Raw genomic sequence first — 22,084 nt, 5'->3', positions numbered from 1 at the left:
AGACGGATCCCATGGGCACCCCATCCATCCTGGTGATTGACGACGAGGCGCCCTTCGTGCGCTCGCTGGTCTATGCCCTGAAAAAGGAAGGCATGGCCCCTGTGGGCGTGAACGGCTGCGCCCAGGCTATGGAGCAGATCGAAACGACCCAACCCGACGTGGCCCTGGTGGATCTGCGCATGCCCGAGGTCGATGGCATGGAGACCATGGCGCGCCTGCTCAAGCGTGTTCCGGATCTGCCGGTGATCATGATTTCCGCCCATGGGGATACCCGGGCGGCGGTCCAGGCGGTAAAAATGGGGGCTGCGGACTATCTGACCAAACCCTTCGAACTGGATGAGCTGGTTCTGTGCATTCGCGCCCTGCTCGACCGGCGGCGCATGCGCGATGAGATCGCGTACCACCGGCGTCGCGAGGTCTCCTCCACGCCCTTGATCGGCGACAGTCTGGCCATGGCCACCCTGCGGGAGACCGTGGAGCGGGTTGCGGCCAGCGGTGCGGCGCGGATCCTGATTGAAGGCGAGTCGGGCACGGGCAAGGCCCTGGTCGCCCGGGCCATCCATGGCGGCAGCCGCCGCGCCGATCAACCCTTTGTCGAAGTCAACTGCGCGGCCCTGCCCGAGCAGCTGATCGAGTCCGAATTGTTTGGCGCTGAGAAGGGGGCCTATACGGGGGCCCATCAGAAGCGTCCCGGGTTGGTCGCGCTGGCCGACGGCGGCACCCTGTTCCTGGACGAGATCGGAGAACTGCCCCTGGCCCTTCAGGCCAAGCTGCTGCATTTCCTGGAGGATGGGACCTATCGTCCGATCGGCGCCTCGACCACGCGAAGTGGGGACGTGCGGGTGGTAGCGGCCACCAATCGGGATCTGCGGGCTCTGGTCGCCGAGGGCCAGTTCCGCGAGGACCTGTATTACCGCTTGAACGTGATCACCGTCCCCGTGCCGCCCCTGCGCGATCGCGAGGATGACGCCCTGGTGTTGATCCACCATTTCGCCCACCACTACGCCGCCCAGGAAGGCTGCGTTCCCATCCGCCCCTCCGCTGCGGCCGAGGCCCTGCTGCGGCGTTACGGCTGGCCCGGCAATGTGCGCGAACTCAAGAATCTGGTGGAGCGTCTGACCATCCTGTACCCCGGGCGGCCCATCGATCTGGAGCATCTGCCCCAGGACCTGCGCGCGCCCACCGGGGAGGTTGCGCGCGGGGGTGAGGGGGGCGAAGGGGGCGAAGCGACCTCCATCGGCGATCACCTGGAGGAGGCGGAACGCCAGATGGTGTTGGATGCCCTTGACCGCTCCAGGGGCCACAAGGGGCGGGCTGCGGAAACCCTGGGCATCTCTCGCCACGCCCTGAAGCGGCGCCTCCAACGCCTGGGTCTTTGAGCGCTTTCCGCTCCGTTGAGCGGGCGATCATGAGCGGAAACCGCTCGCGGCGTGGTCTGTTGCCGTCTCGAATCCCCGGATTCCAGGCGTCTTGTTCTTGGCACGCGCCTTGCTCTCTTCCAAGACAAAGATAATAAGGCGAGTGCACAACCACTTGCCGGGAGGATTTCGCCATGTCGATGCGTCCGTCGTATCGATTTCTCAGGATAGCCCTGGCCGCAGGCTGGGTCTTGGGTTGGAGCGCCTCGGGCGCCCAGGCCGACCGCATTGTCGTGGGCGCCTCCGCCAAGGAGGCCGACGTGGTGGTCGGCTGCATCTACCCCATGACCGGCCGGGCGGCCACCTATGGGGAAGACAGTGTCATGGGGATCCGTTTGGCGCTCCAGGACCTGAAGGCGGAAGCCGCCACGGGCCTTCCCACCCCCCATATCCGCGTCATCGTCGACGACGCCCTCTCCAAGGTCTCTTATGGCCTGCGTCTGGCTGAGGATTTTATCGACCAGGACGGGGTCAATTTCCTCTGTGGCATGGTCAGTTCCGGCGTGGCCCATGCCATCAGCGATTTGGCCCGCCGACGGCGGGTCATTCTGGTTGGGACGGATCATGCCTCCTCCCGCCTGACCATCGAGGCCGGGCACCGCTACTACTTCCGGTTCAGCAACGACAGCTGGATTTCCAACGCTGCGGGCGCGCGCTACCTGCGGGATATCCGGGCCGAGCAGCCCTGGCGGCGGATCGCCTTTCTCAACCCCGACTATGACTACGGCCATGTGTCCCGGGACGATCTGCTGGCGGCCATGGACCAACTGGGCATGGACTACGAGGTGGTGGCCGAACTGTGGCCCAAGCTCTACTACCCGGACTATTCCTCCTATATCCAGGCCCTGAAGGAGGTGAAGCCGGACATCGTCATCACCGCCCTGTGGGGCGGAGACTTCATGGCCTTCCTGAAACAGGCCAACGCTGCGGCGCTATTCGACGACATGCGGGTCGCCAATTTCGACACAGGGGCCAATTACGACATCCTTGTGGCCCTGGGCGACACCCCGCCACCGGGTCTTATCCTGTCCGCCCGCCACCACAACAACTGGCCGGACACGGGGTACAATAAACGGTTTGTTACTGCCTTCCACGCCCTGGCCGGACGCTATCCGACCTACGCGGCGGAGGGGGCTTATACCGGGATCATCGCCATCGCCCGGGCCGTTACCGCCGTGGGCAACGCGACGGATACCGACGCCCTGATCACGGAGATGGAGGGGCTCAAACTGCCCCTGCCGGAGGACCCGCCGGGGTTCGTCTCCCAAATCGATCCCGAAACCCACCAGATCGAGCAGGCGCAAGCCATCGGGGTGCCCGTCCCCGATACCCGCTTCCCGCCCGCGAAAGTGATGCTCGGCGCCATCAAGGTCTATGGCGCCGAGGAGCTCCGCCCTCCGGTTGATCTCGTGCGGCGCCGCCGCGCGGCGGCCTCCGGCGGGTCGGAAACACCGCCTAACCAACATAAAGAAAATCCACAGGGAGATCGTCAGTGACTGAGAGCACCACTTCCAAGAAAATCGGCTTCGCCCGCCACCTGGTCGCAGGGACCGCGGCCCTGGCCCTGGCCGCCGGCGCGCTGGCCGGAACCGCCGCCGCTGCGGAGAACGGCAAGTTCCGTGTCGGCATCGTGACCTTCCTTTCCGGTCCTGCGGCCGGTCCCTTTGGCGTCCCTTCGGCCAACGCGGCCAAAGTGATGGTTGATGCCCTGAACAACGGCGCGTTGCCCGCCCCCTACGACAGCAAGGGCATCAACGGCGCCGAGATCGAAGCGGTCGTCATCGACGAGGCCGGGGGCGCCACCAAGCAGGTGGAGGAGTTCCGCAACCTGGTCCAGCGCCAGAAAGTGGACGCGGTCGTTGGCTACATTTCCTCCGGTGACTGCCTGGCCATCGCGCCGGTGGCCGAGGAACTGGGCGCCCTCACCGTTTTCTACGATTGCGGCACCTCCCGCCTGTTCACCGAGAACGCCAACCCGCGCTACACCTTCCGCACGGGCCTGGACGCGGTGATCGACAACGTCGGCGCCGTCCGCTATCTGATGGCCACCAAGCCCGACGTGACCCGGGTCGCCGGAATCCAGCAGAATTACGCCTGGGGTCAGGATTCCTGGGCTGACTTCACCCATTCGCTGGAAGTCCTGATGCCGAAGGCGGAAGTGGTGGAAAGCCAGATGCCGAAGATCTTCCAGGGCCAGTATGGCGCGGAAATCTCCGCTCTCTCCGTCGCCCGTCCGGAAGTGGTCCATTCCAGCTTCTGGGGTGGCGACATGGAAGCCTTCGTCCTGCAGGCCAATGCCCGCGGTCTGCTGGAAGACGCCACCGCAGTGCTGACCTGCGGTGAGTCCGCCATCGACCGCTACAAGGATCAGGCGCCGGACGGCATGATCATCGGCGGCCGTGGTCCCTTCGGCGCCTTCGCGCCCGAGAACGCGTTGAACAGCTGGTTCGTCAAGGCCTACACCGACGCCAATGGCATGGCCCCGACCTATCCGGCCACCAAGATGGCCCATGCCCTGCTGGGCCTGAAGCATGCCGTCGAAAAGGCCGGTGGCGGGGATGGGTCCATCCCGACCCCCGACGCCATCGCCGACGCCTTCACGGGGGCGACCTTCGAGTCCGTCAGTGGCACGGCGAGCATGGCTCGGGCCAAAGGTCACCAGAACCTGCAGGGTATCTCCTACGGCGCCTACAAGTACGATGCCGACGCCCAAAAGGGCATGGTCACGGATGTTGTCTCCTTCTCCGGAGACTGCGTGACCCCGCCGGAAGACATGCCCGCCGAGGAGTGGATCAAGGCCGGCTTCCCGGGAGCCAAGTGCGACTGATCCCCCAGATCGACCCTCCTTGACGGTGACTCACGGTCAAGGAGGGGCATTGATCTCGATTCACGGATTTGGGCAGTGAGTGGAACCGGAAAACCGGAGCCATTTTTCCACTCACCGCTCTCGGTCCCCTGTACCCAGAAACGACAAGCGTGAACCGGCGGTGGACAACCGTCGCCTGTTTCATGCGTCCAGAATCACGGATGCGGCCCCATGCTTAGCTTCCTCGCGGTGCTGATCGACGGCACGATCTATGCGTCCTGGCTGTTCCTCGTCGCCGCCGGCCTGACGGTGATCTATGGCGTCATGCGCATTCTCAACATGGCCCATGGCAGTTTCTATGCCATCGGCGCCTATAGCGCCGCCTCGGCCATCGGCTGGTACTTCAGCGACGGATCCGGCAGCGCCGGGGTCAGCCTGTTGATCCTTTTCGGCAGTGCCCTCGTCGCCGGTCTGGTGGTTGGCTCCCTGGTGGAGCGGGGCCTGTTGCGCTTCATGTACGGGCGGGACGAGATCCTCATGGTGATCGTCACCTACGCCCTTCTTTTGATCCTCGAGGACGTCATGAAGATGGTCTGGGGGGTCAATCCCTATTTCGCCTATCAGCCCTATACGGCCCTGGGCCGGATCTCCCTGGGCGGGTTGAAGGTCTCCAACTATGACCTGTCGCTGATCGGTGTTGCCGTCGTTGTCGGTCTGGTTCTCTACGGCTGGCTGGAGCGGACCCATCTGGGCAAGGTGCTCCGCGCGGTGATCCATGACCGCGAGCTCGCCACCGCCATGGGCGTGAACGTGCGGCGCATGTTTACCCTGACCTTCCTGATCGGCTCCATTCTGGGCGCCCTGGCCGGAGCCCTGACCGCCCCCGCCATTTCCGTCGTGCCCGGCATCGGTGTGGAGGTCATCGTGCTGGCCTTCGCCGTGGTCGTGGTGGGCGGCATGGGCAGCATCGAGGGCGCCGCGGTCGGCGCCTTGCTGGTCGGCCTGTCCCGGGCTGCGGCCGTCCACTACGCCCCCCAATTCGAACTGTTCGTGATTTACGGCGTCATGTCCCTGGTGCTGGCGATCCGACCCCAGGGCCTGTTCGGCCGGACCCTTGCGAGGAAAATCTGACATGCGTTTGGACAAGACCGAACTGGCCCTGCTCGGCCTGATGGCCGCGTTGGTGGTGGCCGGACCCCTTGCCCCCGGTTGGCTGATCTTCCTGCTGACTATCGCCCTGGCCAAGGCCCTGGTGGTGCAGGGGGTGGTGATGCAGATGCGCGCGGGCCTCGTTTCCTTTGGCCAGGGGTTGTTCTACTGCGTGGGCGGCTACGCTGTCGGCATGGGAGGGCAGTTCCTGGGGATCTCCGAAGGTCTGCTTCTGCTGGCCCTGGGCGTGGTCGCCTCGGTTGTCCTGGCCATGGTGCTGGGCCTGCTGCTGACCCGTTACCGCGAGATCTTCTTCGCCATGCTTTCGCTCGCCTTCTCCATGATCCTCTACGGGGTCCTGGTGAAAAGTCAGGAACTGGGCAGCACCGACGGCTTCAACGTCAACCACTGGACCCTGCTCGGCCAGGGGATCGAGGGCGGGGACGAGGCGACCTTGACCATTTACCTGTTGACCGTGGTCTGCGCCGGAGTGATCACCTTCCTGCTGCACCGCTACTTCCATTCGGGCGTGGGGTTGACCTGCGAAGCCGTGCGCGAGAACGAGGTGCGGGTGGAATACCTGGGCCTCTCCCCCCGCTGGCTTCACTACGCCAACTACGTGGTTGCGGCGGGGGTCTCTGCCCTGGGCGGGGGGTTGACGGCCCTCGCCGCAGGGCATGTGGATCCGGAAATGGCCTATTGGACCACCTCGGGCGAATTCGTCTTTATCGCCTTGTTGGGCGGCACCGGACATGTCTTCGCGCCCTTCCTGGCGGCGGTCGTCTTTTCTCTGGTGCGGACTTACGCCATCGAATTGCTGCCCAACGCCTGGCAGATGATTCTGGGCTTCACCCTGCTGGGGATCATCGTCTTCCTGCCCAAGGGCCTGTGGAGCCTGTTCCGTCGCGAAACCGCCGCCGCCCCCCCTTCCCAGGGCGCTTCCCCGACCCCAGCCGCCGGAGGACCGGGCCAATGACCCCCCCCATCCTGGAGACCAAGGGGCTGAGCAAGTCCTTCGGCGCCGTGACCGCAGCCAAGAACCTGCACGTTCAGATCCACAAGGGCGAGATCGTCGGCGTCATCGGCGCCAATGGCGCGGGCAAGACCACCTTCATCAACATGGTCACGGGCTATCTGCCACCCACGGCGGGGGAGATCCGGATGAACGGCCAGGACATTCTGGGATTGAGTCCCCGGGCCATCACCCGCAAAGGCCTGGCCCGGTCCTTCCAGGTGGCCCAGTTGTTCCCGGAGTTGTCGGTTCTGGACAATCTGTTGATTGCCCTGGCGGCTGCGGAAAGCGCCCACCCCTCCTTTCTGCGCCCCCTGCGCACCAGGGCGCGCATCGCCCGGGCCGAGGAGATCCTGGAGGAGTTCCGGGTTCCCGCCTACCGCGACGCGCGGGTAACCGCAGTGCCCCAGGGCACGCGCAAGCTGATCGACATCGCCATGGCGATGATCGGCGAGCCGGAAATGCTGTTGCTTGACGAACCCACCAGCGGTGTCAGTGTCGATGAAAAGGGGGACCTGATGGACACGGTCATTGCTGCGGTCCGGAACCATGGCTTGACTGTTCTTTTCGTCGAACACGACATGGACGTCGTCCGCCGCTACGTGTCTCGTATCCTCGCCTTTTACAGCGGTGAGATCCTCGCTGATGGCCCACCCGACGCCGTGCTCGCCAACGAACGTGTGCGCGACCTGGTGACCGGCCACGCCATCCATGCCCCCAGCCGCCAGGGGAGTTCCGTCGTATGACCCTTTCCATCGCCAATCTCGACGTGTTCATCGCGGGTATTCCCATCCTCCGCGATGTTTCCATGGAGGTTCCCTCGGGTCGGATGATCGGCCTGATCGGCCGTAACGGCGCGGGCAAGACCACCCTGATCCGAAGCATCATGGGGCTGGTGCCCATCTCCGGCTCGATTATCTTCGACGGCATTTCCATCGGCGACCGGGAGGGGCACCACCGGGCGGCCCTGGGCATCAGCTACCTGCCCGAGGACCGGCGGCTGATCCCCAATCTGACGGTGGAGGAAAACATCCTCATGCCCGCCTGGGCGAACCGCCTGGGCGACAGTGCCAAGCGGTTGGAGTGGATCTATTCCCTGATGCCGGAGATCGCCCAATACCGCGACCGTCGCTCCATGCAGCTGTCCGGCGGACAGCAGAAACTGGTGGCCCTGGCCCGCGCGTTGATGCCCGGCCGTCGCCTGCTGCTGCTCGACGAGCCCTTCGAGGGGGTGGCCCCCGTGCTCTCCCGTCGCCTGACCGAGGTCATCGCCGAACTGCGGGGCGAGGGGCTTTGCGTCCTGCTGTCGGAATCGGATGACACCCATTCGGCCGATCTGGTCGACCAGGTCTTTCGCATCGAACGCGGCGTCGTAACCGCAGGTTAACGGGAATAGGGAGCAAGGATCCATGACCATCAACTTCACCTTTGAAACGACGCCCCGGGTCATTTGCGAGGCCGGAGGCGCGGCGCGTCTGGCCGCGCTATGCGCCGAACTGGGGGCGACCCACACCCTGATCGTCACCGACGCGGGGCTGGAGAGGGCCGGCGTGCTGGGCCCCGCGCTGGAGGGCTTCGCCGCTGCGGGCCAAGCCGTGACCGTTTACACCGAGGTGCTCGCCGATCCGCCGGAACAGGCGGTAGAGGATGCGGTCGCTGCCGCCAGGGACCTGGGTGCGGACCTCATCGTCGGCTTCGGTGGCGGCAGTTCCATGGACACGGCCAAGCTGGTGGCCCTGCTGGTGGGGCGGGATCAGGCTCTGACCGATATCTACGGTATCGGTCTGGCCCAGGGGCCGCGGCTGCCTTTGATCCAGGTGCCTACCACTGCGGGCACGGGGTCGGAGGTCACGCCGATCTCCATCGTCACCACACCCACCAGCGAGAAGAAAGGCGTGGTCAGTTCTTTGCTCTACCCGGACTTGGCCCTGCTCGACGCGACCCTGACCCTGGGCTTGCCCGCAGCGGTGACTGCGGCTACGGGGATTGACGCCATGGTCCACGCCATCGAGGCCTATACCACCAAGCACAAGAAGAATCCCCTGGCCGACAGCCTGGCCGTCAAGGCCCTGGCGCTGCTCACGGGGAACATGGACGCGGTGATCGCCGACGGGTCCGATGTCGCCGCCCGGGAAGCCATGCTTCAGGGGTCCATGCTGGCGGGAATGGCCTTCGCCAATGCCCCCGTCGCCGCAGTGCATGCCCTGGCCTATCCCCTTGGGGGCCATTTCCACGTGCCCCATGGCCTGTCTAATGCCTTGGTCCTGGCCCCGGTTCTGGCCTTCAACCGCCCTGCGACCGAGGGCCTCTACGCCGAACTGGCCGGGGTGGTGATGCCCGACCGGCGCTTTGGCTCCGCAGCCGAGGGGGCGGAGGCCTTCATCGCCTTTATGACCGAGATGGTCGCCCGCATGCCCTTCGCCCAGACCCTGCGCGAGGTGGGCGTCGCCGAGACGGATCTGGAGATGCTGGCCGTCGACGCCATGAAGGTGGAGCGTTTGCTGATGAACAATCCCCGGGTCGTCACCAAGGAAGACGCCTTCGCCATTTACTCGTCCGTGCTGTAGGAGGGACCGCCATGCGCAAGGAGTTGGAGGGCCGGGAGGCCTATAACCATTACCGGGTGATCCCCACCCGGTGGATGGACAACGACGTCTACGGTCATGTGAACAATGTTGTCTACTACAGTTATTTCGACACAGTGGTGAACCAGTTCCTCATCGAGAAGGGGGTGCTGGACATCGAAAACAGCCCGGTCATCGGCTTGGTGGTGGAAACCAGTTGCAAATACATGGCGCCGATCACCTTCCCCGACCGGGTGGAGGCGGGCCTGCGGGTTGCGCGGTTGGGCAACAGCAGCATCCGCTACGAAGTGGGCCTGTTTCGGAATGACGACCCCAACCCGGCGGCTGCGGGTCATTTCATCCATGTCTATGTGGACCGCGAGACGCGCCGTCCGGCCCCTGTGCCCGACGCCATGCGCGCGGCCCTCGCTCCCCTCGTGACCCCCACAAAGGACGCGTGATCCCATGACCCACACATTCCGTAGCCCCCGGCGCATCATCTGCGAGGCGGGTGGCCTGTCCCAACTTGGTTCCCTGACCCGGGAGCTGGGGGCGACCCGGGCGGTGATCGTCTGTGATCCGGGCATGGTCGCTCTGGGCTTCGTCGAGACGGCCAAGGCGTCCCTGGCCGAGAAGGGCATCGCTGCGGAGGTCTTTTCCGATGTGGTCGCCGACCCCCCGGTGTCCATGGTCCTGGCTGCGGTGGACCATGCCCGGGCCTTTGGCGCCGACAGCGTGATCGGCTTGGGGGGCGGCAGTTCGCTGGACACGGCGAAACTGGTGGCCCTGATGGTCCGGGGCGAGCAGCCCATTGAAACCATGTACGGAACCAATCTGGCGACGGAGGATCGGATGCCGCTGATTCTGGCGCCGACCACCGCCGGGACCGGGTCGGAAGTGACCTGGGTGTCCGTCGTCACCGACGCCGAGGGGCGGAAGAAGGCCATCTACGCGCCCCAACTCCTGCCCGACGTGGCCCTGCTGGACCCGACGCTGACCCTGGGTCTGCCGCCCAAGATCACCGCAGCGACGGGGCTGGACGCCATGGTTCACGCCATCGAGGCCTATACCAGTCGCAGGGGAAAGAACCCGGTGGCCGACGCCTTGGCGGTGAAGGCGCTGCAACTTCTGGGCAGTCATATCCGCGAGGTGGTCGCCGACGGCTCGAACCTGGAGGCTCGGGCGGCCATGCTCCAGGGATCCTTGCTGGCGGGCATGGCTTTTGTGAACGCGTCGGTCGCGGCCATTCATGCTCTGGCCTATCCCCTGGGGGCACGCTTCCATGTCCCCCACGGTCACAGCAACGCCATCGTCATGGCGCCGATCATGCGGTTCAACCTGCCCGCAGCCACTCGGGAATACGCGGAACTGGCGCGGGCGACGAAGCCGGAGCGGACCTTCGCCAGCGACGCCGAGGCGGCGGAAGCCCTTGTGGCCGATATCGAGGCCCTGGTCCCGGCGACGGGGCTGGAAACGCGGATGAGCCAATTGGGTGTACCCGAGGACGCGATCCCCGGTATGGCCGAGGAAGTGGACCTGGGCATCCGCCGTTTGATCGACTGCAATCCCCGCGACATGACCCGCGCCGAGATCGAGGGTATCTATCAAAGCGTTTTCTAGAGTGAAACTGGATCAGCTTTGGTCAAGCTGGCTCAGTTTCGCTCTATTTATATAGATTTCAGAGTGAAACTGGATCAGCTTTGGTCAAGATGTCTCAGTTTCATTCGATTTCTATGGATTTTAGAGTGCCTTCGAAGCCAGTTTTGACTAAAAAGATGGTCCATCTTGATTTCAGATCACTAGATCAAACCGCGTTAACCCTGCTCTGTCACGGCAGTGCTTTCTGCGGTTGGATCGGGCCGGTTTTTCCCTTTCTCTTCGCATGTTCCGTCGCTTCGTCTCCTGCCCTGACAGAGGCGGACCTGGGGATCGCCTGCCTTGGCGTCCGGTATGATGAAACCATTGAATTGATGGCCGGAGGCAATATCAAGCTTCGCAAAGGCCCCGCCTTGGGAACAGATGTGTCTGCTCTGGAGCTGTCCGATTACGGTCTGATGGCGCAACCCGCTATTATCATCTCCACGGCGACGATGGCGCGTGCGCCGATTCTGCGGGGCGCCTGGGTCTGTCCGGCTACCCTTGGCGCGTCGCGGCCCACTCCTTGCGCAGGAGCGCGAATTGCATGGTGTTTTCGAAAATGGGCTCCCCGTGAATGTCCTTCTCGAACGACACGTACTCCAGGAACATCCCTTCTTGCCGCATTCCCAGACGGTTGCATAGCCGTTGCGACCGGTGATTGTTGTCCTCCACGTAGGCATAAAGGCGCCGGGCGCCCTTGGCGGTGAACAGATGGGCGAACAGGGCGGACGCGGCTTCGAACGCCAGGCCGCGTCCGCCGTAATCTCCGTTGAAATTCCACCCGACTGCGAAGGTGTCTTCCTCGGGCATGGCGAACAGGTCGCCGATCAGGTCGCCTGATTCTTTCAGGCGGACGGCGATGTAGTCATCTTTCTTGCTTCGGTTTTCCACTTCCGCTTCGGCGGCAGCCATGTCGGCTAGTTTCATGGACAGAAAGCAACTCGCCCCGGGCTCGTGAAGATAGCCATACAGTCCGGGTGCATCCCCCCTTTGGAAGGTGTTCAGGACAAGGCGGTTCGTTTCAATGGGGTCCATTTGGCTTCTCTCGTGATGTCCGATCTGAACACCCTATAATGTACAAGATAGGTAATTGCCCAAGCCCCCTTTTTCCTTTTCCAAAGAAGAGCCTGGGGTCTGGGGCCTCCCGGCCCCAGGGGGGCAGGGGGGCAGGGGGGGATGGGGCAAAGCCCCGTGAGGGGAAAACACTCCCTGTCGTGTCCGGCGACGAAAAACCGGTACCCACTTTTCCTCATTCCGCTTTAAGCGCCAGCAGAGCGCGGCGGAAATCCGGCTCGCAGAGCACCACTTCGCCGGCGCCCAGTGTGCGGGCATGGTCGAGCGCGCGGGAGATCAGGCGCTGGGCGGTCTCCACCGTTTGGGGCAGGGGTACGCCGTGTGCCAAGCCCGCGATGACCAGACCGGAGAAGAGATCGCCCGTGCCAGGAAGGGCGACCGGCAGATGCTCGACCGGATGGCGGCTTGGGCCGTCGGCGTCGAGAATGACGCTTTCGATATGACCGGGGGGACTGTCGTTCAGAGCGCAGCCCGTCGCGATCAAATGGGCGCCGGGCGCCATGCGAAGGCGGGTCCTCGCCGCCTCGAGGTCGGTCAGGGTCGCGATGTCCCGACCGGTCAGCCACCCCAGTTCGAAGGGGTTTGGCGTTGCGATGTCGGCCATCGGCAGTAAGCGGTCCCGCAAGACCTCCGCGATGGCTTCCGGAACATAAAGGCCTGGCTCGGCATCGCCCATTACCGGGTCGCAGAGATAGACGAGGCGAGGATTGATGGCTTTCGCTTCGGTTACGAAATCCGCCGCCATCAGCGCCACGTCGAGCGAACCGATATAGCCCGTCATGATGAAATCCGCCCGCTCCGGCAGGCCGCGTTCGCGGGCGCCCAGAAGCAAGTCCGCGAAGAAGTCGGGCGGCAGGGCACGACCGCGCTGTGTCGGATAGTCGGGCGTGTTCGAAAAGACCACCGTGGGAATGGCCGCGACTTCGAGCCCTGCGGCCTGCATGGGAAACAACGCTGCGGAATTGCCGACATGGCCGAACACGACCTGGCTCTGGATCGAGATCACAAAAGGAGGGGGTGTCATGGCGTGCCGTCCAGTCGCTTGCCCCAGTCCTCGACCCGGCCGCTTTCCAGACGGCGGATCGCGTATGCCCGCCAGCCCTCGGCCAGCGGTTCGAGGGCGGCGATGGCCTTGAGTTCACCAAGGTTCATCCGGTCCACATACAGGGCGTGCCACAGCCGGTACAGGGTCCACTCCGGGGCGAGCCGGTCGATCAGGTCGAGGCGGTCGGTGGGTGCGACGACCCCGGGTTCCAGCACGCGATAATACCAGCCGGTGCGCCCGGTCTTTTGCACCAGACGGGCCATGTCCGGCAGGTTGAAACGCCGGTTGAGTTTCCAGCAGGGCTGCCGCCCCTGGGAGACCTGGACGAGCGCGGTTCCCAGTCGGAAGGTATCCCCTACGGCGAGGTCGGTCTCGGTCAGGGCAGAGGTCGAAATGTTCTCGCCGAAGGCGCCGGGTGCCTCCAGGGCGGCGAGGTCGCCAAGCTCTTCTCGCCAGGGCGCGTAGTGATCGAACGGATAATGATGGACTGCCTTCTCGAGGCCACCATGGACGCGCCGGTCCGCCTGTTCATCGCCTTCGAAGCCCTCGGGTCCGAGGGCGAGTGGCGTTTTCGTCGGTGTCTTGATGATGGCGCTGCGTTTCTCGCTTCCTGGCAGCGGTCGGGCGCGACCGGTCAGAAGGGTGGTTGCAGTCATGCGGGCAACTCCTGCGGACATGCGCAGCGCATGGACCGGCCGAGCGCTGCGCATGCGTAGCGTGGCGCGGCTCTATGGGGCTCGACGCCGTTCGGTGGCGTTGCGCGCGGGATCAAGGTGGTTTTCGACATAAGGGACCTCTTGCGGTGTCGCCCATATCTCGCAAATATCCGGTCTATGAAAAAGAGCCAGTTTTTAAATTTTTGATAGGCCGGTTGTCATGTCCTCTCCGCCGCTAGCGTTGGATATCGAGAAAGACCCCCGTGGTCCGCTGTTTCTGGCGATCGCCGAGGCGATTACCCGGGACATTCTCCGGGGCCGCCTGTCCCCCGGCGCCCGCTTGCCGGGCACGCGCTCGCTCGCTCGCGCGCTTGGCGTTCACCGCAATACGGTCAATGCCGCCTATCAAGAGCTTTTGACGCAGGGCTGGCTTCAGGCCGAACCGGCGCGCGGCACCTTCGTCGCGCGGGATTTTCCGGAGGGTATGGAGGGGCCGGTGGCCGTTCCCGTTGCCGCAGTGACAGAGGAGGTCGCGCCGTTGCTGGCCTTCACCGACGGAGCCCCGGATCCCAGGATGATGCCGGGCAAGGCCCTGGCGCGCGCTTTTCGCCGCGCGGTGTTATCGCCCGCCTTCCTGGCCGGAGCGGATTATGGCGACACGCGTGGCGCGCCCGTCCTGCGACGAGCGCTCACGTCTTACCTTGCCTCAGATCGCGGCGTGGTGACCGATCCCGGGCGGCTCCTTATTACCCGTGGGTGCCAGATGGCGTTGTTTCTCGCGGCCAAGGCGGCCTTGAAACCCGGCCAGGTGATCGCCGTGGAAGAGCCGGGCTACCCCCTGGCGTGGGAAGCCTTCCGTGCCGCAGGCGCCACCGTTCGGGGCATTCCTGTCGATGAGGGAGGCCTGTCAGTCGCCGCGTTGGAGCGCGCCTTGGACGAGGACTCCCGCATTGAGGCGGTCTATGTCACGCCCCATCACCAATACCCGACGACGGTGACTATGGGCGCGGCGCGGCGCCTGCGACTTCTGGAACTGGTCGAGCGCCATGGCGTCACGTTGATCGAGGATGATTACGATCACGAATATCGCTTCGAGGGGCGACCGGTCTTGCCACTGGCCGCGCGCGCGTCGGCGGATCTGCCGCTGATCTATGTGGGCTCGCTGTCCAAACTGCTCTCCCCTGGCATTCGCCTGGGCTATGCCATGGCCCCGGAGCCCCTGTTGAGCGCCATGGCGGCGGCGCGCGCAGCGATCGACCGTCAGGGGGACGCCCCGCTCGAGGCCGCTTTGGCGGACCTTATCGGCGACGGTGACCTGGGGCGGCATGCGCGGAAAGCCCGCCGCATCTATCGGGCCCGGCGGGATGTCCTGGCCGCGGCCCTGCGGGAGCATCTTGGGGAGCGGGTGGCCTTCGAGACACCAGCCGGCGGTCTGGCGCTGTGGTTGCGCTGCGAGGGCGTGGCGGCCGAGACCTGGGCAGCGCGCGCCGGGGAGGCCGGGCTCACTTTGCTTCCGGGGTCTTGCTTCGCCTTGCAAAGGCCAGTGCCTCCGGCCTTTCGTCTCGGTTACGCGGCGCTGGACGAGGCCCGGATCCTCCGCGCCGTGGAGATCCTCGCCGGAAGTTGGCCTGGAGGGAAACGGGATCAGCTTGAGTTAGGCTGATCCCGTTTCCCTCTCGTTATACCCCGCCCCCACCACGCGCCCTTTTCGCCTCGGGAAACAAGGTGCCTTTCCTGGGCATCGCCTTTTCCGGCCAGGGATATAAAAAACGCTCCCGTTTTTGCTCGGGATATTTCTGCACATCAATGTATGGATTGCAGTGGTCGGGGCGCTGGTCCCAAACCTCGGTGAGCTGTTTGCCAATCCCCGTCTCGTATGGAGACGGGGGAATGAGAGGTGGTGGCTGTACAGGATCAGACGTGATTTCCCATGGCCAGGAGCGGTTGGTAGTGGTGTGGCAGGCGCATGACGATGAGGTCTTTTCGACGGACCACGTTGGTCGGGTAGACGGAATCGAGATTGCTGGTATCAACTGTCGCGCTCGCGAGGCCCTCGGTGTCTAGTATGGCCGATTCTTGCCTTGGAAAGGCGAAACTGTCCGGACCGAAGACTGCGCTCATGCCTCGCATGTCTCGTTCAGGGGCGAGGACGTTGGCGAAAGCCAGATAGAGATTATTCTCTCCGCCGCGCACGCGAAACGCATGCCAGTGGTAGGGATCGGCGCCCCGTGGAATGGGATAGTTATGGGGAATTGTCGTTCCCTTGTGCGCGCCGGTGAACACGCCAGCGATCGCGGAGGGGCAGGCGACGATGTCGCAGCCCGAGAGCGAAAGCGCGCGAATGGCTTCGGGGTAAAGGGCATCGTGGCCAATCGCGAGGCCAAGGCGGCCGATTGGCAGGTCGAAGACTTTCCATGCGTCGCCCGGGCTTGCCCAGGCGCGGTCCCCGGCGGAAAGGTGGGTTTTGCGATACCACCCCACCAGCCCTTCGGGACCGGCCAGGACCGCCGTATTGTAATGGTGGTCCTTATCCACTTCGGCCAGACCCGCGACCAGGTAGAGGCGTTCCCGCATGGCGAGGCGCACGAAGGCCGATACGGTCGGGCCATCCAAGGCTTCAGCGCGCTCCGTCGGCTTGTCGAGCCCGGTCAGGCTCAATTCCGGGAAGACGAGTAAATCGGGTTTTTCGGTCGCCGTGGCCTCCTTCACCAAGGTGGCGATCCTGGTCAAGTTCTCCTCCGGAGTATTGCCGGGTTCGAACTGGGCGACGGCGGCTCGGGAGAGCTTGCCCGGGGGCAGGGGCTGATAGCCATACAATCGGAAAAAGTCCAAGGGATTCCAGGTGAAGCTGTTGGTCATCAGTTGGGTATAGAGGTTCGTCCGGCGATTTTCGAAAACCGGTTCGTCAAGGACTGTCCGCTTCTTGGCCCAAGTCAGGTCAATGGGGCCGTAAGCGATGCCGTCTCCACTATCCCGCGCCGCCGCCACGGATCCATCGGGATTGATGATGCAACTTCCTCCCGAGAATTGGACGGTGCGCTCCAGTCCCCACCGGTTGGACTCGATCACATAGCATCCGTTCTCGAAGGCCCGGGTGATCCAATAGGGCGCCGGTGTGCGTTCCTGGAGCCAATTGCTGATATGACAGACGATATCCACACCCTTGACGGCGGGAAGTCGGACGGTCTCGAAAAAGTGCAGATCCATGCACACCACCATCGCGATCCGGCCGATGGGGGTGTCGAAGACGTCGTGGGCGATGTCGCCGCTGGCCGCCCACTTCGGTTCGGAGATATAGGGATGCGACTTGCGATGCTTGCCGATGACCCCATCCGGTCCGATGAGAACTGCGGTGTTATAATACAGGTTGGTGACCGCATCGACTTCGGGCATGCCGATAACGATGTAGCAGTCATACCGCGCGGCGATCGCCGTGAAGCGATCCGTTGTCGTGCCGGGAATCGGTTCCACCTGGGGTTCGACTTCGTTTCGGTCGTACCAGCAATATCCGGTGGTTCCCATCTCCGGTGTGACAATCAGGCGAGCCCCTTCCTTGGCGGCTTCCTCGCACATGTCGCATAGTCGCGCGATATTCTCTTCTTTCCGGAACATCGTGGGTTCGAATTGGATCGTCGCGGCTTTGTAGGTCGTTTCTGGCATTGGATTACCCTGTCTGTTCTCTGCGAAAGACTGTCGTGATCTAAAGACTGTCGTGATCTGGTGCGACATGAGAAAAAGTGCGCACCGGTTTTCCGTCGTCATTCCGCTCTAGCGCACCAACGCAGTCAAAAGATTCAGCGGCCAGTGCACTAGACCTTTGTTTATGCATCAACTTTCCAAACTCAGGCTGAAGCCTTCGTTTGGATCGATGCATTAGACGGTCATATGTTTGTTGACCCTGTCGGCGGTCAGGTCGGAGATGGGCCCCCGGGCGACGATCCGTCCCTTTTCCAACATGATGAAGTGGTCGGCGGCCTCGCGGGCGAAGGCCACGTTCTGTTCGACCAGGATCACGGTCAGCCCAACCTCTCGGTTCAGGCGGATGATGATTGCCTCGATATCCTCGACGATGGAGGGCTGAATGCCCTCGTTGGGCTCGTCCAACAGAAGGACCTTGGGATCGGCCGCGAGCGCGCGGGCGATGGCCAACTGTTGTTGTTGACCGCCGGACAGGACACCGCCGGGGCGATCGAGGTTTTCTATCAGGTAGGGAAAGAGCTCGGGCACGAGATCTGGAATGACGCGCTTGCCATCCTGGCGGGCGAAGGCGCCCATGAGAATGTTTTCCCGGATGGTGAAGTCCGGGATGATCTCTCGCCCCTGCGGGACGTAGGCGATGCCCGCCCGTGCGCGCAGGTGGGTCGGTGCCGTCGAGAGGTCGGCGCCATCGAGATGAAGCGCGCCGGTCATGCTGTCCGTCAGACCCATCAGGGCCTTCAGAAAGGTGGTTTTCCCCGTGCCGTTCCGCCCCAGAACGGCCATGAGCTGGCCTTTGGGAACCGTCAGCGAGAGTCCATGCAGGACGTGGCTCCGGCCATAGTAACCGTGCAGATCCGTTACCGAGAGCATCATGCGATCCCCTTTGAACCGAGATAGGCCTCGCGGACTTTCGGGTTGTTCTCGATCGCTTCGATCCGGCCCTCCGCCAGAACCTGGCCCAGGTGCAGGACGGTGATTTTCTCGGCGATCTCGCGGACGAAGCTCATGTCATGTTCGACCACGAGCAAGGTGTGCCGACCTCGCATCATAGTGATGATCTCCGCGGTTTTTCGGGTTTCTGCTTGGGTCATGCCGGCTGTCGGTTCGTCGAGCAGGATGACCTTGGGGTTCTGTGCCATCAGTATGGCCAGTTCCAACCATTGGGTCTGACCATGGCTCAGATAGGCTGCGGTCTTGGAGGCCACTTCGTCCAGGCCCGTCAAGGTCAGGATGTCCTCGACCCGGGCCCGGACCGCCGGAGGGAAGCCCCATCCCAGGTTGGACAGGATCGAGGGGTGGTGGTGGCAGCAGGCGACCTCAATGTTCTGCCTGGTGGTCAGCGCCCGCAGGATGCTGGGGATCTGGAACTTTCGCCCCACCCCGGCCCGTGCGATCTTGTGCTCGGGCCAGTTGGTGATCTCCTTGTCGAAGACGAGAACCCGTCCTGCGGTGCTTCGGGTCTTGCCGCTGATCAGGTCCATCAGCGTGGTCTTTCCCGCACCGTTGGCGCCCAGCAGGACACGCAACTCTCCCTCGTCGATGCTCATGCTGACATTGTTCACGGCCTTGAAGCCGCCGAAGTCGACGCCGAGCCCGTCCACGGTCAATGCAACCTTCATTTCAGGCGCCCTCCCCATCGCGCGCGGGTATCGAATGGGCGATGCCGCGTTCCTTGAACCGTTGGATGAGTCCGTGAGCAAACCCGGAAAGGCCATTAGGCAAATAGAGGACGACGAGTACGAAGATTAGTCCGATGATGGCCTTCCACGCCTCCTCCATCCCATCGATTTCGCTGACATGGGTCTGGGTCATGCTGATCAGAATGGCCCCGACGCAGGCGCCCAGCAGCGAGGACCGCCCGCCGACGGCGGCCCAGACCACCATGGTCACGGAAAAGGACAGATCCATGAAGGTGGGCGAGGCGAATTCGGCCACGACGACGTACAGCATGCCCGCCACTCCGGCGATTGCTGCGGAAACGACGAAGAAGAATCCTTGATAGGAAGCAACGTCGAATCCCAGGTATCGCGCCCGCGTCGCGTCATCCCGGGTCGCTTGCAGGATCAGGCCTGCTCGGGTTTCAACCAGTAGGCGGGTGGCGACCAGGACGATGGTCAAGGTTACGGCGCAGAGGTAATAGGTCGCCCGGCTATAGGGATCGAATTCAAAGCCGCCGATAGTCAGCCAAGCCATGTCTGTCAAGCCGTTGAATCCATTGGTCAGGGGTTGGGCATCGACGACGACAAGGCGTGCCAGAAGCACCAGCGCGAGGGTGATGATCGAGATGAAAACACCCGAAATCCGCTTGCGGAACACCATCAGGGCGATCAGTGCAGCGGCGGTCACCGGAAGCAGGATTCCCATGAGCAGGCCAAAGGAGAGGCTCTGGAACGGCAGCCAGAGAAAGGAGCCTTTGTTGATGCAACAGAGCGCCACGGGCGCGTTGGGTTCGGCGTTCCACAGCATGAAATCCGGGATCGGGCTGTCCGAGCCCTGGGCCATGCTCGTTCGGCTCGCCAGTTTCAGGGACATGGCCAGCATATAGGCGCCCATGCCGAAGAACAGGCCCTGTCCCAGGTTGAGGATACCCGCGTATCCCCAAGTCAGAGCGATGGCAATCCCCAGCATGCCATAGACCAGGTATTTGGCGATGCGGTTCAGCCAGAACTCGTCGCCGAACAAAGGCGCGGCCATGATCAACAGAATGAACAGGGCATAAGTGCCCAACTGGATCTTCCTCTCCAAAGTCATATCAGCGCCCCTTGAAGGAAAACAGCCCGTTGGGCTTGAACAGGATGACCAGGATGACGAGACCGAAAACGACCGCGCGAGCGAGAATGTCGTTGGCGCCGAGCGCGATGAGGGCGCTGGTCTCGCCCAGTAGGCCGGAGGAGAAAATCGTGCCGAAAATGCTCCCGACACCGCCGGTGACCACGACCATGAAACCGTCGATCACGAGGGTGCCGCCCATGTCGGGAAAGACGGTCTTGAACCCGGCCATCATGACACCGGCCACGCCTGCGAGGCCCGACCCAAAGGCGAAGGTCAGGGCGTTGACGCGTTTGACGTCGATGCCGCAGGCCGCGGCCATCGGCGCGTTGCGGATGATCGCGCGGACCTGAACGCCCAGGGAGGTCCGATACAGAAGGGCCCAGGTCAGCACCGTCAGGGCGATGGTCACGAGGATCATGAAGGCGCGGTAGGTGTTGACCTCCAGCCCGGCGAGCCGGGTCGCGCCTTGGAGGATTGCGGGGACGGCGAACTGCTGCATGCCCGATCCCAGACCGTCGACGTGAATGCCGAAAAAGGACAGGCCGAACTCGAGCCGGATGGCTTGCTGGATGAGGATCGAGACGCCCCAGGTCGCCAGAAGCGTGTCGAGCAGGCGTCCGTAAAGCTTTCTGACCACGACCCGTTCGATCAGCAGGCCAAGGGCAGCGGTCACCGCGAAGGCGATGGGTAGGGCGAGGAAGAAATTCGTGCCCAACCATTTTCCGGACAGAACCGCGACATAGGCGCCGACCATGACCATCTCGCCATGGGCCATGTTGATGACGCCCATGGCGCCATAGGTGATGGCCAAGCCGAGTGCCACCAGAAGGAGGATGGAACTGAGGCTGAGTCCGATAAAGATGACGTCGAACATGGAATCCAATCCGGGCTGGGCGTCATCCTCCCGTGGCCGTCTGGCCACGGGAGGATGACAGGGTATGGAAGGGAATTTATTTGAGCTTGGCTTGGTCGAGCCCATTTGGGGTGCAAAACAGGTTGTCTGCGGTCTCGCCATAGGCGGCGTAGGGCAGGGGCTTGATCGGTTCGGGGTATTCGTTCACCACCTTGCTCTGTCCGTCGGCTTGCCATTGACCGATGCGCGGGGTCAGCCAGCAATGCAGGTTGTCCGCGTCGATGGTGACCTTGCCGCCAGGCGCGTCATAGCTCTGCCCGCGGATGGCCGACCGGATGGCGTCGGGGTCCAGGGCGCCCGCCTTCTCGACGGCCTGTTTCCACAGGAAGACCTGGAAATAGGCGGCTTCCAGAGAATGGTAGGTCACCGCCGTCGGGTCGCCGACAAACGTCCGGAAGTTCTCGATGAAGGTCTTGTTGGCCGGGGTATCAATGGACATGAAATAGGGGAAGGAGGTGTAGCTGCCCGCCGCGTATTCGGGGCCCATCGCGGCGATTTCGATTTCGGAGGTCACCGTGGCGCAGATGGGTACGGTATCTTGGCTCATGCCTTGGTTTTTATATTCGCGATAGAACGAAATGATGGAATCTCCCACCACGTTGGACAGCACGACGTCCGCGCCTGAATCCTTGATCTTGCTGACCATCGGCGCCCATTCCGAATGACCCAGTTCCAGGTATTCGTCGGCCACCCATTCCGCGCCATTCTGTTCCAGAAGAATTTTGACCACCTTGGCCATTTCGCGGGGATAGACATAGTTCGAGCCGACCAGGAAGAACTTCTTCTTGCCTAAGGTCTTCACGATCCAGGGGATGTAGTTGTAGAGCTGTTGATTGGGAACGGCCCCGGTGTAGACGACATTGCGGGAACACTCGAACCCCTCGTAGTGGGTTTGGTAGAACAGCATGGCGTTGCGCCGTTCGAAGATCGGCAGTACCGCCTTGCGGCTGGCTGAGGTGTGACAGCCGAAGATGGTCTGGATCTTGTCTTTCACGATCAACGAGGAGGCTCGCTCGCTGAAGGTTTTCGGATCGGAGGCACCGTCTTCCACCACGACCTCGACGGGACGGCCCAGCACGCCCCCGGCGGCGTTGATTTCCGAGATCGCCATTTGGACCCCGCTCGCCAACAGTTTCTCAACGACGGACAGGCCACCCGTCATGGAGTAGAGGGCGCCCACCTTGATGGGATCCGAGGCGTATGCTGATCGGATCAGGGACGGGGCGGTGAGCGCCGTCGCCGAGGCCAGGGCCGCGTTCTTGAGGAAGTCACGTCTATTGATCATGTGATATGCCTCTTATCTCTGGTCTTTTACACAAGTCATCGCGCCCGGCGCGA

20 protein-coding genes are annotated in these 22,084 nt (G+C 63.3%); 11 read left to right on the top strand and 9 right to left on the bottom strand.

The features are described 5' to 3' along the window. Positions 1-11 precede the first annotated feature (11 nt). From ACLIRY_RS12950 to ACLIRY_RS12905, 10 genes are all read left to right on the top strand, one after another. On the top strand, positions 12-1,379 hold the full coding sequence (locus tag ACLIRY_RS12950; RefSeq protein WP_413205819.1) for a sigma-54-dependent transcriptional regulator: 1,368 nt from the start codon (positions 12-14) through the stop codon (positions 1,377-1,379). Positions 1,380-1,552: 173 nt separating this feature from the next. Continuing rightward, positions 1,553-2,914, top strand: coding sequence for an ABC transporter substrate-binding protein (locus ACLIRY_RS12945; RefSeq protein WP_413205818.1), 1,362 nt, complete (start codon positions 1,553-1,555; stop codon positions 2,912-2,914). Continuing rightward, on the top strand, positions 2,911-4,245 hold the full coding sequence (locus tag ACLIRY_RS12940) for an ABC transporter substrate-binding protein (RefSeq protein ID WP_413205817.1): 1,335 nt from the start codon (positions 2,911-2,913) through the stop codon (positions 4,243-4,245). The genes ACLIRY_RS12945 and ACLIRY_RS12940 overlap by 4 nt, the downstream gene beginning before the upstream one ends. 210 nt (positions 4,246-4,455) lie before the next feature. Then, entirely contained in the window at positions 4,456-5,355 is a 900-nt protein-coding gene (locus ACLIRY_RS12935; protein WP_413205816.1) for a branched-chain amino acid ABC transporter permease, read from the top strand. Between the two features lies 1 nt (position 5,356). Then, on the top strand, positions 5,357-6,349 hold the full coding sequence (locus ACLIRY_RS12930) for a branched-chain amino acid ABC transporter permease (protein ID WP_413205815.1): 993 nt from the start codon (positions 5,357-5,359) through the stop codon (positions 6,347-6,349). Further along, entirely contained in the window at positions 6,346-7,131 is a 786-nt protein-coding gene (locus tag ACLIRY_RS12925; protein ID WP_413205814.1) for an ABC transporter ATP-binding protein, read from the top strand. The genes ACLIRY_RS12930 and ACLIRY_RS12925 overlap by 4 nt, the downstream gene beginning before the upstream one ends. Beyond that, positions 7,128-7,772 carry an ABC transporter ATP-binding protein gene (locus ACLIRY_RS12920; protein ID WP_413205813.1) on the top strand — a complete coding sequence of 215 codons (645 nt, stop codon included), beginning with the start codon at positions 7,128-7,130 and terminating at the stop codon, positions 7,770-7,772. Before ACLIRY_RS12925 ends, ACLIRY_RS12920 begins: the two co-directional genes overlap by 4 nt. Positions 7,773-7,794: 22 nt before the next feature. Next, entirely contained in the window at positions 7,795-8,952 is a 1,158-nt protein-coding gene (locus ACLIRY_RS12915) for an iron-containing alcohol dehydrogenase (protein ID WP_413205812.1), read from the top strand. An 11-nt stretch (positions 8,953-8,963) separates the two neighbouring features. Beyond that, on the top strand, positions 8,964-9,410 hold the full coding sequence (locus ACLIRY_RS12910) for an acyl-CoA thioesterase (RefSeq protein ID WP_413205811.1): 447 nt from the start codon (positions 8,964-8,966) through the stop codon (positions 9,408-9,410). A gap of 4 nt (positions 9,411-9,414) precedes the next feature. After that, positions 9,415-10,569 (top strand): iron-containing alcohol dehydrogenase, encoded by a 1,155-nt coding sequence (locus ACLIRY_RS12905; RefSeq protein WP_413205810.1) that lies wholly within the window; start codon positions 9,415-9,417, stop codon positions 10,567-10,569. 513 nt (positions 10,570-11,082) lie between these two features. Here ACLIRY_RS12905 and ACLIRY_RS12900 read toward each other — a convergent pair. The 3 genes from ACLIRY_RS12900 to ACLIRY_RS12890 all read right to left on the bottom strand — a co-directional run bounded on the left by ACLIRY_RS12900 (position 11,083) and on the right by ACLIRY_RS12890 (position 13,362). Beyond that, positions 11,083-11,622, bottom strand: coding sequence for a GNAT family N-acetyltransferase (locus tag ACLIRY_RS12900; RefSeq protein ID WP_413205809.1), 540 nt, complete (start codon positions 11,620-11,622; stop codon positions 11,083-11,085). A 214-nt stretch (positions 11,623-11,836) separates the two neighbouring features. Continuing rightward, a complete protein-coding gene (gene pdxY / locus ACLIRY_RS12895; protein WP_413205808.1) occupies positions 11,837-12,685 on the bottom strand; it encodes a pyridoxal kinase in 849 nt (282 codons plus the stop codon). Beyond that, complete coding sequence (locus tag ACLIRY_RS12890; RefSeq protein WP_413205807.1) at positions 12,682-13,362, bottom strand: MOSC domain-containing protein; 681 nt, start codon at positions 13,360-13,362, stop codon at positions 12,682-12,684. The genes pdxY and ACLIRY_RS12890 overlap by 4 nt, the downstream gene beginning before the upstream one ends. 220 nt (positions 13,363-13,582) lie before the next feature. On the opposite strand from ACLIRY_RS12890, the gene ACLIRY_RS12885 reads away from it, so the two are divergent. Further along, positions 13,583-15,025, top strand: a complete 1,443-nt coding sequence (locus ACLIRY_RS12885) for a PLP-dependent aminotransferase family protein (RefSeq protein WP_413205806.1) — start codon at positions 13,583-13,585, stop codon at positions 15,023-15,025. Positions 15,026-15,276: 251 nt separating this feature from the next. Here ACLIRY_RS12885 and ACLIRY_RS12880 read toward each other — a convergent pair whose 3' ends face one another. The 6 genes from ACLIRY_RS12880 to ACLIRY_RS12855 form a co-directional block, all read right to left on the bottom strand. Further along, positions 15,277-17,022 carry a nitrilase-related carbon-nitrogen hydrolase gene (locus ACLIRY_RS12880; RefSeq protein WP_413205805.1) on the bottom strand — a complete coding sequence of 582 codons (1,746 nt, stop codon included), beginning with the start codon at positions 17,020-17,022 and terminating at the stop codon, positions 15,277-15,279. A 213-nt stretch (positions 17,023-17,235) separates the two neighbouring features. Beyond that, positions 17,236-17,934: an urea ABC transporter ATP-binding subunit UrtE gene (gene urtE, locus ACLIRY_RS12875; protein ID WP_413205804.1), complete on the bottom strand. Its 699-nt coding sequence runs from the start codon at positions 17,932-17,934 to the stop codon at positions 17,236-17,238. After that, on the bottom strand, positions 17,931-18,680 hold the full coding sequence (gene urtD, locus ACLIRY_RS12870; protein WP_413205803.1) for an urea ABC transporter ATP-binding protein UrtD: 750 nt from the start codon (positions 18,678-18,680) through the stop codon (positions 17,931-17,933). Before urtD ends, urtE begins: the two co-directional genes overlap by 4 nt. Position 18,681: 1 nt before the next feature. Further along, positions 18,682-19,812, bottom strand: a complete 1,131-nt coding sequence (gene urtC / locus ACLIRY_RS12865) for an urea ABC transporter permease subunit UrtC (RefSeq protein WP_413205802.1) — start codon at positions 19,810-19,812, stop codon at positions 18,682-18,684. Position 19,813: 1 nt separating this feature from the next. Further along, complete coding sequence (urtB, locus tag ACLIRY_RS12860) at positions 19,814-20,707, bottom strand: urea ABC transporter permease subunit UrtB (RefSeq protein WP_413205801.1); 894 nt, start codon at positions 20,705-20,707, stop codon at positions 19,814-19,816. A 76-nt stretch (positions 20,708-20,783) separates the two neighbouring features. Next, a complete protein-coding gene (locus ACLIRY_RS12855; protein ID WP_413205800.1) occupies positions 20,784-22,031 on the bottom strand; it encodes a transporter substrate-binding domain-containing protein in 1,248 nt (415 codons plus the stop codon). Positions 22,032-22,084: the final 53 nt, after the last annotated feature.

The organism is Rhodospirillum sp. A1_3_36, from assembly GCF_047263945.1.
GTDB lineage: Bacteria > Pseudomonadota > Alphaproteobacteria > Rhodospirillales > Rhodospirillaceae > Rhodospirillum.
This window is presented reverse-complemented; position numbering and strand designations above follow the sequence as displayed.

Excerpts from the sequence above, each read along its gene's own strand:
- pdxY (WP_413205808.1), bottom strand. The coding sequence starts at position 12,685 with ATGACACCCCCTCCTTTTGTGATCTCGATCCAGAGCCAGGTCGTGTTC.
- ACLIRY_RS12880 (WP_413205805.1), bottom strand. The coding sequence starts at position 17,022 with ATGCCAGAAACGACCTACAAAGCCGCGACGATCCAATTCGAACCCACG.
- urtD (WP_413205803.1), bottom strand. The coding sequence starts at position 18,680 with ATGAAGGTTGCATTGACCGTGGACGGGCTCGGCGTCGACTTCGGCGGC.
- ACLIRY_RS12920 (WP_413205813.1), top strand. The coding sequence starts at position 7,128 with ATGACCCTTTCCATCGCCAATCTCGACGTGTTCATCGCGGGTATTCCC.
- ACLIRY_RS12855 (WP_413205800.1), bottom strand. The coding sequence starts at position 22,031 with ATGATCAATAGACGTGACTTCCTCAAGAACGCGGCCCTGGCCTCGGCG.
- ACLIRY_RS12930 (WP_413205815.1), top strand. The coding sequence starts at position 5,357 with ATGCGTTTGGACAAGACCGAACTGGCCCTGCTCGGCCTGATGGCCGCG.
- ACLIRY_RS12925 (WP_413205814.1), top strand. The coding sequence starts at position 6,346 with ATGACCCCCCCCATCCTGGAGACCAAGGGGCTGAGCAAGTCCTTCGGC.
- ACLIRY_RS12910 (WP_413205811.1), top strand. The coding sequence starts at position 8,964 with ATGCGCAAGGAGTTGGAGGGCCGGGAGGCCTATAACCATTACCGGGTG.
- ACLIRY_RS12950 (WP_413205819.1), top strand. The coding sequence starts at position 12 with ATGGGCACCCCATCCATCCTGGTGATTGACGACGAGGCGCCCTTCGTG.
- ACLIRY_RS12945 (WP_413205818.1), top strand. The coding sequence starts at position 1,553 with ATGTCGATGCGTCCGTCGTATCGATTTCTCAGGATAGCCCTGGCCGCA.
- urtE (WP_413205804.1), bottom strand. The coding sequence starts at position 17,934 with ATGATGCTCTCGGTAACGGATCTGCACGGTTACTATGGCCGGAGCCAC.
- ACLIRY_RS12915 (WP_413205812.1), top strand. The coding sequence starts at position 7,795 with ATGACCATCAACTTCACCTTTGAAACGACGCCCCGGGTCATTTGCGAG.
- ACLIRY_RS12900 (WP_413205809.1), bottom strand. The coding sequence starts at position 11,622 with ATGGACCCCATTGAAACGAACCGCCTTGTCCTGAACACCTTCCAAAGG.
- ACLIRY_RS12905 (WP_413205810.1), top strand. The coding sequence starts at position 9,415 with ATGACCCACACATTCCGTAGCCCCCGGCGCATCATCTGCGAGGCGGGT.
- ACLIRY_RS12885 (WP_413205806.1), top strand. The coding sequence starts at position 13,583 with ATGTCCTCTCCGCCGCTAGCGTTGGATATCGAGAAAGACCCCCGTGGT.
- urtB (WP_413205801.1), bottom strand. The coding sequence starts at position 20,707 with ATGTTCGACGTCATCTTTATCGGACTCAGCCTCAGTTCCATCCTCCTT.
- urtC (WP_413205802.1), bottom strand. The coding sequence starts at position 19,812 with ATGACTTTGGAGAGGAAGATCCAGTTGGGCACTTATGCCCTGTTCATT.
- ACLIRY_RS12935 (WP_413205816.1), top strand. The coding sequence starts at position 4,456 with ATGCTTAGCTTCCTCGCGGTGCTGATCGACGGCACGATCTATGCGTCC.
- ACLIRY_RS12890 (WP_413205807.1), bottom strand. The coding sequence starts at position 13,362 with ATGACTGCAACCACCCTTCTGACCGGTCGCGCCCGACCGCTGCCAGGA.